Origin of the sequence: Anaerovirgula multivorans (assembly GCF_900188145.1) — a bacterium.
GTDB lineage: Bacteria > Bacillota > Clostridia > Peptostreptococcales > Natronincolaceae > Anaerovirgula > Anaerovirgula multivorans.
The window spans coordinates 39485-54661 of sequence record NZ_FZOJ01000032.1 but is presented as its reverse complement, the minus strand read 5'-3'; the positions used below and the strand labels follow the sequence as shown (position 1 = coordinate 54661).

Here is a 15177-nt window from a genome sequence, read left to right as displayed (position 1 = left end):
TATCGAGGTCTAGAGTTATTATAAACTCTAAATTCGATAGGCTTGATTATTTTTTGAGGATTTCAACTGAAATTTTCAATTTCCCGATATCCCCTTTTATTTGTTACAAAGAAGTAGATTTCCTCTGGTATAAACCCTTCCATAAAGGTAAATCACCATGTCCTTTTAATACAGCAATTGCAATTTCTCCTACAACTGCCAAATCTTCAGCATCAAAATAGTAAGTAGTATTTAAGTCAAACAAGATATTTGCAGAAGAAGGGAGTTCTTCATCCCCTTGCCAAATAATGAAGGTTAAATAAACATTGTTTAAAAACTGTATTTTATATGCTGCATCACCTATCTTCGTTTTCACACCCCTTACTTTCTCCGCAGCTCTACGAAAATCTTCTATATTATTTCCGTAGATTTTTGCTAACTTTAGTATGGTTCTGTTATAGAAATTGCTGTAATAAACATGCCCACCGGGAATCTCTTTATAGGTGATGCTTTTACCAGTTGGCGGAATCCCTTTTGCATTAACAAGATAACGTAAAAAAATGGTTTTTATAGCGTAAGCCTCAACTTCTATGTTTTCACTTTTTAGAAAAACCCTCCCTTCAGGATAGCTCACAATATATTCCTTACTCATAAATGTTACAACAAAAACTTGACTTTTTTTATCATATGTAACTCCTGAAAGCTCTGCCATTTTTAAAGGTTCACATTCTTTATAAGTACTTCTAATAAACTCAAAGGGAACCTTTCCTTGACGGTCTTCTCTTACTGCTTGTAAATTCATCTTACCCCCCCTAATAATAATAGATATTTACAATTTTCCCAAGTTTTCTTAAGGTATTAATTATTTCCCCCACTACTCTAAATTTTGTTCCTAGTTTATATGCAGTATCAGCCTTTTTATGAGCTGAGTTCAAGGAATGTCCAAGAAAAAAGTTAATATGAGTTCCTTCATTAAGTAGTTTGTTTGCCAACATACTTGCACCATTTCTTTTCTTCAATTGATTGATGCTTTCTCTAGATAATGGTTGGTTCAAATAATCCTTTAAATAGCTTAACGCGTGTTTCATGGTTATAGCACCTTCGGTTATTAGTGCAAAGCCTTGCATAATAGAAGTAGGCGGTATCCCTTCGGTTATTGTACTTACATCAATTGTTAATTCTCTTTGAAGCTCTCTAGATACAATATTAGCAGCCGTTCCACCACAGATAATTCTTTTCCCAGGACTACTAGTGAATTTCTTTACCATCAATTTGTCTTTTTCTCTAAGAAGCGGAGGGCCTGTGAATACATTGATGATTTGTGGTAATTTCATCTTAATGACTAGTGCTGTAGCATCATCTGAAGGCTGTCCATTGTATAAATCATTACAAGTAGTCATTAAGGATTTTGAAATCATCATAGCATTATTTTGGTTGTTAGTGCAGGTACCCTCTAAATATTTAGCTACATGGTTCCATTCCCATCCATAATTTAATATTTCTCCTACTCCCGCATGAATTACTCCATCTGAAGCTGCAATAATACAGTCTCCATCTTCTAGCCGACATTGCATTTCTATTATTTTTTTATCGTTTATGATAGATTCATTCCCTATCATTTTTATAATTCTCTTTTGTTTTTTTCTGTAATAGAAAACTGTGGGGTTATCATATTCTGCAATATAGACATCACCATTATACTGTGCATATATAATAGTGAATGTTGAATAAGCAATATTTCGCACTTTACATATAGGCAAGGTATTCGCTATTGTATCTAATACATCTGACAAACTAGCACCATTTTTTAGCATGGTAGCCGCTATTTTTGCTGTAAGTGTAGCTAGAATATTTGCTTTTATCCCACTTCCTAGCCCGTCTGACATAACAGCGATGACCCCGTTATCCATTCTCACAATCTCTACTTGATCGCCACATAATTCTTCATCTTTCTTATTTAATTGATCATGACCTACTTCTATAAAATAACGCATTTAACGATCACCTGACTTTTCTAAAGTAACATCGAGGAATTTTGTTAGTGCGACTTTTGTTTCTGCTGTTGTTTCTCCAAGAACACTGCATATCTCTTGGACAACCATCATTTGCTTTGTAATCACTTTTTGAAGCATATCGGCTGTATTCTTTTTAACCTCCATCAATTCCATTTCCTTTTGTTCTTCTTTTGTTATATCATTTAGTATTGCTAACACAGTATCCTGTTCTTCTATATATAGTAAATTTTGTATTACAGTTAAATTTTGCTCCTCTAGTCTTACGATCTTTCCACAAATACTTTTCTTCGTCTCAAAAACCTTCATATAATCACTAAAATCTAAAATTGTAGATAAGTGTAGATCTCCATCAAATTGTTTATCTAAATATAAATGACCTACTGCAGCTGGATTAATGCTTATTATCTTTAAATCTCTATTTACAAGAAAAATATGGTTGGGAGAATGCTCAAATATTAAACTAGAAATTGTTTCACTTTTATTTCTTATATAGGGCAAACACATTTCTGTTTTATCCATATGATTGTAAACTGCTATAGCTTTGTCTCGACAAGTATCGTAACCACAGGTGCCACAGTTTAATTCATCACTTGTTTTGAACTTTCCCATTTCTTTCAAAATTTTTCTTAACTCTGCTATATTAGGCTTAGCATTTTCTACTTTTTTATTTACAAATTCTCTATCAAATTCAGTTGTAGAATGAGTAGATTCTATTTTGTCAATTTTTCCTGAAATTTCTTTATATTGCTGAACTAATTTTTTTCTAGAATAAAGACTTTTTTTAAAATTATGGAAAACAGGACCATTAATACATCCATTTAAACAATAATTCATTTCAATGTAAGATGGATCTACTTCATCTTTCATTAAACTATGCAAGATTTCTTTAACATTTTCTAACCCTGAAACTTTAATCATGTTTTTATCAGAGGGCAGCTTTTCTTGAGTTATTGGAAAACCTTCTAAAGGAAATGCTTTAGCATCTTTTGAACCTTCCTCATCAAAAAAACCATCTTCTAATTCATTGATAGCAATATTTTTTGTCTTTATCCAATCCTCTACTTCTTGAAAGCTTAAAACGCCATCGATCAATGGCATATCATCTAACAGAGAATCACTGCATTCTATTTTTGCTGCTATACAAGGTCCAATAAAAACTACTTTACTTTCGTTACCATACTTTTCTTTCAAAAGTTTACCATGCACCATCATAGGGGAAAGTATAGGTATCATATACTCATTCAACTCTGGATAGTACTTCTGTATCAAAAGGTTCGCTGTAGGACATGCAGAAGTAATATAATGCTTCTTGCTATCATTTAGATATATCTTCTCGTAATGTTGATTTAATGCGTCTATTGCCACTGCTGTTTCTCCTATGTAGTGAAATCCTAATAGCCTTAGGGCAGTCAGTAGTTTTTTGTAATTATCTCCAAAATAGGCAACGAAGGTAGGATCAATGGAAGCTATCATTTTTCTATTATTATCAATAAAATCACTTATTCTTGTTAAACCATTAGGCATATTTTTATTTTTTTGAGGACATATATTGAAGCATTTTCCACAAGCAATACATCTAGTAGATGAGATCTCCGTAAGGTTTTTGTTAAAGTATATTGCTTTTACAGGGCAGTTTCTTATGCATTTATAACAATTCTTACAGCCATTATCTGATAGGGTTAAGGCATAATTATTTTCCATAACTTATTCTCCTTCTTTAACCATTATAGATATATTTATGTTATCATAATTATAAATATTTAAAAAGACTTCTTTCAAGCAATTCCATAGCTTTCAAGAAATCTTTAATCGTCATTTTTAATTTTTAAAATAGCTTAATTGCTTCCATCCTGATGCTGTAATTTTTTTTCAACTGTTGGAAAGCGCTCTATATCAGTATGAGGTAAAAAGCAAGCTGATATAAACTCATCCATATAACTTGGATAGGTACTTAATTCTATATAGGTCATTTGACCTGCTACCTCTTCCATTTTTCTTCTAGCATCTTCACTCATTAGAGTAAGGTAACAACCCATTAAAGAACTATTTCCTATATACATGAACTTTTCTTTTTCTATATCTGGAAACAAACCAATTTCAATCGCTCTATCTATAGATAAGCTATTCCCAATTCCTCCCGCTATATAAACTTTGTCTATGATGCTTAGATCCATGCCTAAACTGTTTATTAGGGTGGACACTCCAGAATAAACCGCTCCCTTTGCTTTAATAAAGTTATCAATATCAATCTCTGTAATGGTTATATCTTCATGAATATCCCAATCATCTTTAAAAGCCAACACATACTCTCCTATATTATACTCATCAAACCTTATTCTATTGGAAGGAAGATTCCTATTGATTTTTCCTTTTCTATCTATTATACCCGCTTTTAACATTTCTGCAATAAGATCTATGATCCCAGAGCCACATATTCCTTTAGGCTCTTCATTATTTATTATTTTTATCTTAGGTTGAAAACTATTTTTATCAATCTCTACTCTTTCTATAGCGCCTCCAGCAGCCCTCATTCCAGAGCTTATTTCTCCGCCTTCAAAGGCTGGTCCAGCTGAACAAGCGCAAGTCACCAAATAGTCTTTATTGCCAAATACAATTTCACCATTTGTGCCTAAATCAATAAAGATCACATTTTCTTCAGAAGTCCAGATGCCTGAAGCCAACACCCCAGCTGTAATATCTCCTCCTACATAGCTTGCTATGGATGGTAAAATATATAAAAAGGTTTCAGGATTTGCTTCTAACTCTAATTCAGAGGCTTTAATAAAGGGTGCTCTTGAAAAAGCAGGAATATATGGCTCTAGCCTCAAATTATCAGGATAAACCCCAAGTAACAAGTGACACATCGTAGTATTTCCTGCTGCAACAAAGGCAGTTACTTCATTTTTATCTATCCCCGCATCAGAATACATCTTTCTTAACAAAGGATTAATCGTTTCGTGGATTACAGCATAAGTAAGTTTTTCTAATCCATTTTTTTTCGTTGAATACATGATTCTATGGATAACATCTCCACCATATTTCATTTGCGCATTACCAGCTGAAGCCTTTGCTAAAAGTTTACCGCCATAAAGGTCAACAAGAAAAGCTGCTACAGAGGTAGTTCCAATATCTAAAGCTACACCATAAAGTCGGTTAGTTGTATCGCCTATTTCCATATTTACAATAGTGGTTCTGCTATCACCTCTTGGTATATGTGTAATCGTTACTTTGAATCCACTTTCTCTTAATATAGATGGTATTCTTCTTAACATTGGTAATCTACAGAAAACCTTGCTATAGCCTAAGTTATTTCTAAGATGTCTCTTTATTCTATCCCAGTCAGAAATATTATCATTCAATGTTGGTATATCTATTTCTATATAATCCTTTTTAATATAGGAACAAAACCGCATACCATTGTTTAATACTTGGGCTCTTGCTCTTTCAAAAATTGCCTGATCTTTTGGCCCAGATAAATCCTCAATTTTCATTCCTACCAAATAATCAGATTGATTAGCAGAGGTCTCTATGATTATATCTTCTATTACCTTGGTGTCACATGCTAAAACATACCCTTCCTTCATTTCTACTTCTTTTATATGATGGCTACCATTAGTATCTACATTACCTTCTATAACCTTCACTTTGCATTTACCACAGGCTGCAGTCCCATTACAGGGTGCATCTATAAATACATTTCCTCTTCTGGCAACCTCCAGCAAGTTTTCTCCTTTTTCTGCTTTTATTTCAATCGCTGCTGGTAGAAATTTAACGTTAATCATTTAGATATCCCTCCATATTATTTGCCAGGATAAGGTGTGAACCCATCTTCTTATAGAACTATTATTCTATAGATATACGCCCTAAATTTCAATATACTAAGGGCTACATTTGCAGTCCTTAGCTATGCTTTTTTAGCCAAGGGTGAAACCGTAGACCGTGTATATTAAAATTTAATTCTAAAGACGTATATCTATAATATTTCTGCAAGATAAAACTCTACCTTTCAATAAATAATATCGTTGGTACTTGGAGTCCTATCTTGCAGACAAAAATTTTAAAATATATATTTTTACCCCAATTATCCCAACAATTCTTGGTAAGCCGAAGTGTTTAATAGATTTTGCACTTCATCAGTATCAGTTATTTTAACCTTTACAATCCATGCATCATAAGGCGCTTCGTTAACAAATTCAGGTTCATCATCTAACTTTTCGTTAATTTCCAGCACTTCTCCTGAAATAGGAGCTATTAAATCCGATGCAACCTTAGAAGATTCCACTACACCAAATTCCTCACCTAGTTCTATTTTATCCCCTACCTCGGGCATTTCTACAAATAAAACTTCACCTAATTGTTCCTGAGCATAGTTGCTTATCCCAATAGTAGCAATATTGCCTTCAATTTTTACCCAAGTATGTTCTTTATGATATTTTAAATTTTCTGGATACATCTTTTTCTCCCCCATTCCTTTTGATTTGATAACATACTCCCACTAAAAAAGTAGGAGTATGCTTAATGATGAATATATTACATTAATGGTTCCATCGTTAGCGCTGGATGGCCTTTTTCTGTTAAAAAGTTTAATACTTCTTCAGATTCAATTGCAATGGTTTCATCACAAATCATGTCTGTGAAATTGTCAATATTGTACATTTCTTTAGCTGTTTGATTCAATTTATCTTGTACATAATCCTTTAATTCCTTCGGCATCCATACGATTCTTGCTAGACCACCCTCAGCGGAGATAAACTTTTTAGAGGAAATAAAGAATCTACCATGACCCATGAATCCTGGTGTTTGTACTCCTCCTCCAGTCATTGAAGCCAATTCTCCAAAGGTCATGCCAACAGGTGTTGTTGCAGCATGTTCTCTATTTACTATAACAATACCATTAGCCTCTGGCATAATTCCTGCAATACATTCGAAGCAGCCACAGGAAGTCATCGGATCTTCCATTAAGCTGTAAAGAGTTATTCTATCTACAGCGCCTTGAGATTTTTCGGCTACATGCTCATTAACAGCACTCCAAATACCCTTCACCTCATCTTCTACACCTTCTTTAGCAACTGGTTGACAAGGTCCAGCAGGATCAAGTTCTTTTGTTGCTTTTGCATCTAACCAACTCACGGCACCGCAAAGTCCTAATCTTTCAGGTGTTACGATACAAACATGGGCTGGTGCAAAAGATTGACATAATAGACATGAATAGAAAGTATCTACACTTTCATCTGTTAAAGATGCAAGTCTTTCATCTCTAGCATTATATTTAGGATATGCTTCTGTTTGTTTCATAGCAGCTACTTTTTCTGGATCAGTTATAATAGTAACTTGGCATTTGTCTACAACCGAGTCGAATTCATCCCTCATTTTTGCATATAAAACCTCACCAAAATGTTTTAATCTAAAGCCACTATTATAGGTATCATGATTAATTCTAATCCAAGTAGTATCTCTTTGTCCTACATGCATAACCCCTTCTGTATAGTTCATAAAGTAGTGGATACGTCTTTCAAGAACAGGTTCAAAATCCTCCTGCATATTCTTTCCAGCAACCTCCACTAAAATTGTCATCGGAAGTCTTTTAGGTGCTCCTTCAACTTCATCTATATCAGGACCTATAATCTCAATCTTATGATCTTCTATCTCACTTAATTCTCTGCTTCTAACCAATTCCCAACACTCAGTTTTAGACCCTCCAAATTCTACGCTTAGATCATCTTTTCTAACTCTTTCACCTTCAAAGGCAGCAGCAAAGCTTACTGGAATAGGAATTTCAGTTACTTTAATTTTAATACCCCTTGCCTCTAATGAAGTAGCTGTAACTTTATCATAATCTTTTTGTGTTAATAATAGGGTAGGAACTTCTAGTACATCTTGATCCGTAATAACAGGGAATCCAAGAGCAATAGCACCTGCTCCTGCAGAAACTACTAATTCACTTAATGGTCCAAAAGCATTAACGAAAGCTGGAACTCTGTTTTTGGTGTATTCCATATGTTCAGCTAATTTACCAGGCTCAACGCCACCAAAAATAAGACTGGCTCTAATCGCAACAGATACAACATGAATTACTGAAGTAACATCATAACCTAGTGGTATAACCCTTAGCTCTAAGCCCATCTTTACATTTGCTTCTATGGCTTGATCAATGACTTTTCCAACTAAGAAGGTAAGTAATCCTTTAGATTGATAATCTTTGATAACCTTAGCAGCAGTTTCACTATCAGGACATTCTCCCAAAACAACAGCTACTCCAGGTATATCGCCAGTTACAAGGGGTACACCTAGTGAACGAATCGTTGCATCGCTAATATGTCCTGCACAAGGCGCTTCATAGGGTGTATCATTTAAAGCATATTTGATGGCTTCAATGATCTCTGCTGACACTGCTGTAGCAAGGCCTGCATTTAAAGCTGGCTCTAATCGAGGTTCTTCAGTAATTAAACTTTTCACTACCCCAATAGCGCCTTCTAAGTCTCCTAGTGAGTTCATTTTTAAGCCTGTTGCTGCATAAATAACAGGTAGAGAATAGGCTGTTTCAGGGAAAGCTACTTTATGAGCTTTTCCTTTTTGGTCAATTGCCTGCTTCAACAAACCTTCAGCCGCTGCTAAAGCTTGGTTGGATCCAGTATAAATGATTTCAAATAAATTCATACATCATTACCCCCTTTTATTATTTTTATAAATCTAAGTAAGAGTCAGCATATAATATATTGTTTTTGATTACATCACAGGTTTTAATGGTATCCATTAATTCCTTATCACAAGGATTAATGATCGCTGAAGAAAGTCCACATTGTATCGCCATTGCAGCAAATACTGCATCCATAATTGGTCTTACATGCTTTGGCGCCCCATTAGAGATATTGCTTAATCCTCCAGTTGTTTTTAATCCCATTTCAGTAATTTGTCTAATAGCTTCTAATACTTCAGATTGTTTCTCCTGCATCCCCTTTACTACTAAGAAAAGTGGATCAAATAGTATATCAGAAGGATCCATACCAACTTCCATAGCTTTTTCAAGCATTTCTGTACAATAAGCTATACGTTCTTCGCAATCTCTTGGTATTCCTTCTTTAGCACATAAACCTATGATTTTCGCATCATATTGTGCAGCTAAATCGAATAAATCAATTCTAGGACCTGCATCAGCAGAGTTAATAATTGCCTTACCCTTTTCATTATTGTAAACCTTTAATCCCGCTTCGATTGCTTTTCTGTTTACAGTATCTAATGCTAAAGGCACATTGTCAAATTCTGATTGAATCAACTGAACAGCCCATGTCATTAATTCTTCTCCATTTTTTTCAGCTGGCCCTATATTTACATCTACATAATCAGCTCCAGCTTCAATTTGTTCTTTTGCTCTCTTTAAAATTGGCTCTGGATTTTTCTCTGCTAACGCCTGTCTAATCACTGGCGAAATACAATGAATTCTTTCTCCGATCACTAGGAATTTTTCCATGTAAATTACCCCCATTTTCTTTTTATTTTAAGGAAAGGCTCAAGCCTTTCCTTAGTTTATATACTGGTAGCACCCAAAAGAGATTTATGCATTGACAGCTGCAGTGCTTATTTGTAGTTCCTTTAAAAACTTAGGAAGATGCATTGCCTCTTCTGGTCCAACAATAATTTCCCAGCCTGGTAGCTCATCCTCAATTTCTCCCTTAAGAACAGCGACTAATCCTGGAATAATTAATTTTCTAGACTTTGTTTTATCTGCTATGCCGCTTTCTTTAATAAACTTTGTAATGCTAGAACCCCCAAATTTTCCTGCAGCCCAAGCAGTAAGTACAGAATATCCACCAGCATCTGGTATAGCTAACCATACAGGTGCTTTAGAACGTTCGACCTCTCCTGCTACGATGAAATAAGTTAATGCAAAGTCAACTGTTACTAACACAGGTGCATTGTCATCGGCACCATTAACTCCATAAACATCAGGTTCTACCCTCATTGGTCTTTGTGGATCTGTATAAACATTTTGTCTTAATGCAAACAAAGGTAATGCTTTTGCAAAATCAATATCTTCTAATACTACTATTGATCCATATTTCAATGTAAATAGTGATGCTAAAGCAATCTCCATAAACTTGTCATTCCCTGACAGTTCGTTTACAAATACCACTGATGGATAACCAAATTTTCTATCTTGTTCTTTTAATGCTGTCCTGCGCATCTGCACTACATTTTTAAACGTCTCTTTGATCGAAGCACCTTCTACTGCTAACAACAATTCTTTATACTCTAAATCCTGTACTTTTTCTACTAGCTCATATAATTCTTGTAAATTTCCAGCTTTTAAACCTAGTGGAAGCTTAGTGCCCTTTACTATGCTAACCATTGCCTCATAGTTATCTTTTGTAGCACCATAAACAATAGGATGATCTTCTTTTACTAATTCTAATGCATCTTTAAGTATGGCAGCATCTTCACAAATTAGCATATAAGTTAATGCTACACCACTTTCTTTAACCCTTTTAATCAAGTTTAGATAAGCTTCTTTATTTCCAGTACATTTTAATGCAGCAATTTCAACCTGCATTTTTTCGCCAATTCGTATATAGTTTACCTTTCTAATGTTTTCTAGTTTTGAAGCTATTACTTCCTCTCCCATAGAATCTGAGAAAATAACTGCAAATCTATTTCTATTTACAAAGGTTTTTTCATGACGGAAAAGGACAGTTTCACCGCCAAGAGCATATTCATTGTCGCCTTTACCAATTTTTATCGTCTTCATCAGTGGTGCTGTCGCTTCGGATAGTTTTTCTAAAGCTGCTTCACTCATATGTGGACATTTTTCTATTTCCATAGCTCCTGCAGCAACCTTCATAGAAAAAGCTAAACATGTTGGAAATCCGCAGTCCTTACAGTTCTTTTTTGGAGTTAACTTAAATATATCTAATCCTGTTAAAGCCATTTTCACTTTCCCCCTTAGAAAATCGTTTAATTACTTTATTATTCATTGCTTAGAGTTAGTTAGATAAGTTGTTATGCAATCGCTTCAGTAAAGTTTTTGATCGTTGCTAAGCTTTTCGGATGACGTACGATTACTGCATCTGAGCCTACTGCAATAATACTGGCAGCAGTGGATACCTCCATAGCAATGCCTCGCTCTTCTTTATCTCCCCACTCTGGCGCGTCCTCTTCCTCAGCAACAGTTTCCTTTACATTCCAAGTTTCAAAAGATACTGGTGTCATGATAGGCATTTGTAAAGTTTTATCATTTTGTCCAAGCGCAGCTAATCGGATTCTATCTACAGTAGAAATTAAATATTCAAAACCATATCCTACAGCTGAACATCCAATGTTCATAGCAATATCTTCATATTTAACACCTAATTGACCCATAAGTACATTTAGCTGTTTTGCAAGATTAATATCAACAGAAGACTCAGCTCCAACTTTATGTCCATAAGCTAAACCAGCAGCCGCACCTATTGTCTTATAGTTGTCTTCTGTAGCTGCTAAGAAAAGACAATTATGTCCTTCTACAGCTGCTGCAACCTTTTCAAATAGTTTAGCATCTTTATCATGGTTTCCTGTTCCTGCGATAACTAATGGAAGATGAATTGCTTCCACTACAGCCTTTGCTATCTCTCCACATTCCTCTGGTGACTTATCTAATCCATTTGGGTCTGCCCCTAAAAATCTTAAACAAATAAAGTCTGGCCCTAATTCTTTTTCTACAAATTTTGCCCACTCAACAGGACTATGTGCAACATCCTTGTATAAATCCTTAAGGGAAGTTATCCATTCCTCAGGAAAAACATCTAGGATTTCCATTCCAACCTTAGGCGAATTGCCTGTTTCTCCATCAAAGTCATAAAAAGCCATCGTGGCTTGCCCACCGATTTTAAAAGCTTTATCGCCCTTACCTATTTCTACTTCATTGATTTTACCTTTATAATCCTGCACTGACATTTTAAATGCCACTTCAATCGCCCCCTCAAATTAATTACTTGTTAAAGTTCACTTTAGAAAGAATATTTTTTAAAGCTTGTTTTGACACAGAATCCTCTGGTAAATTCACTAATGGTATACCTTGTGCATCATACTCATAAACTTGTTGATCCATAGGTACTACCCCTATTAGGTTTAACCCTTGCTTTTTTATTTCTTCAATTGTATCTTCCTTCAAGAGACCATTTGGCACTCTATTTACTATAAGGTAAATATTAGCTACATTCAGCTCTAGCTCTTTTACCAGTTCATTAATTCTGCCAACTGCTTGAATACCTCTTTTTGATGAATCACTAACTAACAACAGGGTGTCAATATGCTTTGTTGTTTTTCTGCTTAAATGCTCCATACCAGCTTCATTATCAATCACTAAATACTTATAACTATCAGACAGGGAATCAATTTGTTCTCTCAGCATACCATTTACATAACAGTAGCATCCTTGCCCCTCTGATCTGCCCATTACTAAAAGATCATATCCTCTTCCTTCAACGAGTGCCGTATTCAACCGATACTTCAAATACTGTGCTTTCGTCATACCTCCAGGAAAACTATTCCCACTATTTTCTCTTTTACTAACTTCTTCTCTTATCTCACCTATAGTAAAATCCACTTCTTCACCTAATACCTCATTTAAGTTTGCATTGGCATCAGCATCTACAGCTAAGATAGGCTTTTCTCCACCTTTCACTAAATAGTCTATTAAAAGCCCTGTCAATGATGTTTTTCCAGTTCCACCTTTACCTGCTACAGCTATTGTATATCCCATAGTATCTACCTCCTGTTTATTGTTGACAAAAGCTTCTCCTAATGGGTCAGGGCTTTTTAATAGAACCCTATCCCTTATACAGAGTGAATACAGGCTTTATGTACATCGTGTAATGCTTCCATAATGCCTTCTGATAATGTTGGATGTGGGTGAATAACATCGCCAACTTGTTCAGCTGTTAATCCTAGTTCAACTGCTAAACTTAGTTCTGCCAAAAGATCAGTAGCGTGGGGTCCTACAATAGATGCACCAATAATCTTATCATCATTGTCAGCCAATACTTTAATAAATCCTTGGAAATGACCAATTGCTTGGGCTTTTCCAAGTCCCCTAAAGTCAAACTTACCAACATGATAAACCATACCTTTAGCTTCTGCTTCCTTTTCAGTAATACCGACAGCAGCTACTTCAGGAGCGGTATAAATACATCTAGGTACCGCTCGATAGCTAACCTTTTTATCTTTTCCTAAAGCGTTCTCTGCTGCTACTATACCTTCTTTTGAGGCTACATGTGCAAGAAATGGTGTGTCGACAATATCTCCGATAGCATAAATTCCCTCAATGTTGGTTTCCATCTTTTGATTGACAACTACTTTGCCTTTTTCCAAGTTAACAGCAACTTGATCAAGACCTAAATTATCTAAGTATGGTTTTCTACCAACCGAAACCAGCATAATGTCTGCTTCTAATGTTTTATCCCCTTCTAGATAGGCAATAACTTTATCATTATTCAATTCACACTTGTTAATCTTTTGTCCTGTCATCATTTTTATTTTATCTTTTTTGAAGGATCTTTCCAACTGTTTTGCTACATCTTTATCTTCTAAAGGCAGCAACTGTTCTGCCATTTCTACAATTGTAACCTTCGTACCTATTTTACTAAAAAATTGACCAAATTCACAGCCTATTACTCCTCCGCCTACGATAATCATAGATTTTGGAACCTCTTTTAGAAAAAGAGCTTCGTCACTTGTAATGATCTTCACGCCATCATAAGGAAAAATAGGTGGAACAATTGGTACTGAACCAGTAGCTAGAATAATCTTATCTGCTTCTATGATTTCTTTGCTTCCGTCTTCTTTAGAAACTTCAATTTTGTTATTATTAAGTAAGCTTCCAAATCCATTAACAAGCTTTACACCTTTTTTATCGAAGAGAAACTCTATTCCCTTAACCAATTGATCTACTATTTTATCTTTTCTTTTCATAATCAGAGAAAAATCCGCTTCAATATCTCCCTGAATATTTATTCCATAATCCTTTGCTTCTCTTACTGCTTCAAGTACATCTGAGGAAGCTAGCAAGGATTTCGTCGGTATACAGCCTACATTAAGGCAGGTTCCGCCAACTCTTCTTTTTTCAACTAATGTAACATCTGCCCCCAGCATAGCTGCCTTTAAAGCTGCTACATATCCCCCAGGGCCCCCTCCAATTACTGCTACCTTCACCTTTAGATACCCCCTTCACTTATTTCGCCTTACATAAGCAACTGACACCAAATCAAAGATGCATTCTGTAAAAGTGACTGATTCAAAAGTTATAAATCAAACTTTCGGCCATCTGCTTATAATTCAGCTGCATCTAATATGGCAGGTACATTTTCTTCTGCACCAATGGCCATAATATGAACTCCATCACATAAGTTTTCTTCTCTTAGCTGTTTAATAAATTCACCAGCAATTTTAATACCCTCTTGTACTCTCAAATCTTTTTCTGTATTTTTCATTCTTTCAATAAGTTCATCTGGCACAAAAATTCCAGGAACATTATTGTTCATGAATTTTGCCATTGCAGCAGATTTTAATGGAATAATCCCTGCTAATACTTTAGCATCTAGATGTTTTGTCTTTTCTCTGAATTCCCTCATGGTATCTAAATCAAATACAGCTTGGGTTTGGAAAAATTTCGCACCTGCTTTGATTTTCTTTTCCATTTTTAAAATTTGTGCTTCTACAGGGTCAAATCTAGGTGTTACGCATGCTCCCAGGAAGAATTCGGGAGTTCCCTGCAAATCATTACCTGACATATCTTTTCCACTCATTAAAGTGGTTGCTGCCTGCAATATACCAACGCTATCTAAATCATAAACTGGTTTAGCCTTTGGGTGATCCCCTACTACCGTATGATCACCAGTTAAGGCCAATGCATTTTGTATTCCAAAAACTCCCGCGGCTAGAAATTCACCCTGAATGGCAATTCTATTTCTATCTCTTCCTGTCATCTGTAGAACAGGCTCTAACCCTTCATCCTTTAAAAGCTTACAGGTTACTAAGGATGTTGCTCTCATAACAGCTGATTGGAAATCTGTCACGTTTACCCCATGAACTCTACCCTTTATAGCTCTTGCACATTCCATAAGATGATGTAAATCTATTCCCTTAGGCGGAGCCATTTCTGCAGTAACAGCAAATTCTCCTCTTTCTAATACCTCCATTAATAAACTCATTT

The 15177-nt window shown here is 35.2% G+C and carries 12 protein-coding genes; all 12 read right to left on the bottom strand.

Annotated features, from left to right (window positions below):
• Positions 1–103: 103 nt before the first annotated feature.
• Positions 104–781 (bottom strand): DUF3786 domain-containing protein, encoded by a 678-nt coding sequence (locus tag CHB72_RS20980; protein WP_089284841.1) that lies wholly within the window; start codon positions 779–781, stop codon positions 104–106.
• A gap of 10 nt (positions 782–791) precedes the next feature.
• A complete protein-coding gene (locus CHB72_RS20975) occupies positions 792–1973 on the bottom strand; it encodes a SpoIIE family protein phosphatase (RefSeq protein ID WP_089284840.1) in 1182 nt (393 codons plus the stop codon).
• Positions 1974–3695 (bottom strand): [Fe-Fe] hydrogenase large subunit C-terminal domain-containing protein, encoded by a 1722-nt coding sequence (locus tag CHB72_RS20970; protein WP_089284839.1) that lies wholly within the window; start codon positions 3693–3695, stop codon positions 1974–1976.
• Between the two features lie 134 nt (positions 3696–3829).
• Positions 3830–5776 carry a corrinoid activation/regeneration protein AcsV gene (acsV, locus tag CHB72_RS20965; RefSeq protein WP_089284838.1) on the bottom strand — a complete coding sequence of 649 codons (1947 nt, stop codon included), beginning with the start codon at positions 5774–5776 and terminating at the stop codon, positions 3830–3832.
• 299 nt (positions 5777–6075) lie between these two features.
• Complete coding sequence (gene gcvH, locus CHB72_RS20960; RefSeq protein WP_089284837.1) at positions 6076–6447, bottom strand: glycine cleavage system protein GcvH; 372 nt, start codon at positions 6445–6447, stop codon at positions 6076–6078.
• A 77-nt stretch (positions 6448–6524) separates the two neighbouring features.
• Complete coding sequence (gene acsB / locus CHB72_RS20955; RefSeq protein WP_089284836.1) at positions 6525–8651, bottom strand: acetyl-CoA decarbonylase/synthase complex subunit alpha/beta; 2127 nt, start codon at positions 8649–8651, stop codon at positions 6525–6527.
• Positions 8652–8676: 25 nt separating this feature from the next.
• Positions 8677–9462, bottom strand: a complete 786-nt coding sequence (acsE, locus tag CHB72_RS20950; protein WP_089284835.1) for a carbon monoxide dehydrogenase/acetyl-CoA synthase methytransferase subunit — start codon at positions 9460–9462, stop codon at positions 8677–8679.
• 84 nt (positions 9463–9546) lie between these two features.
• Positions 9547–10917, bottom strand: coding sequence for an acetyl-CoA decarbonylase/synthase complex subunit gamma (gene acsC, locus CHB72_RS20945; RefSeq protein ID WP_089284834.1), 1371 nt, complete (start codon positions 10915–10917; stop codon positions 9547–9549).
• A 71-nt stretch (positions 10918–10988) separates the two neighbouring features.
• A complete protein-coding gene (acsD, locus tag CHB72_RS20940) occupies positions 10989–11933 on the bottom strand; it encodes an acetyl-CoA decarbonylase/synthase complex subunit delta (protein WP_089284833.1) in 945 nt (314 codons plus the stop codon).
• Between the two features lie 22 nt (positions 11934–11955).
• Positions 11956–12729, bottom strand: coding sequence for an ATP-binding protein (locus CHB72_RS20935; protein WP_089284832.1), 774 nt, complete (start codon positions 12727–12729; stop codon positions 11956–11958).
• A gap of 74 nt (positions 12730–12803) precedes the next feature.
• Entirely contained in the window at positions 12804–14177 is a 1374-nt protein-coding gene (gene lpdA / locus CHB72_RS20930) for a dihydrolipoyl dehydrogenase (RefSeq protein WP_089284831.1), read from the bottom strand.
• A 116-nt stretch (positions 14178–14293) separates the two neighbouring features.
• Positions 14294–15175, bottom strand: coding sequence for a methylenetetrahydrofolate reductase (locus CHB72_RS20925; protein ID WP_089284830.1), 882 nt, complete (start codon positions 15173–15175; stop codon positions 14294–14296).
• Between the last annotated feature and the right edge of the window lie 2 nt (positions 15176–15177).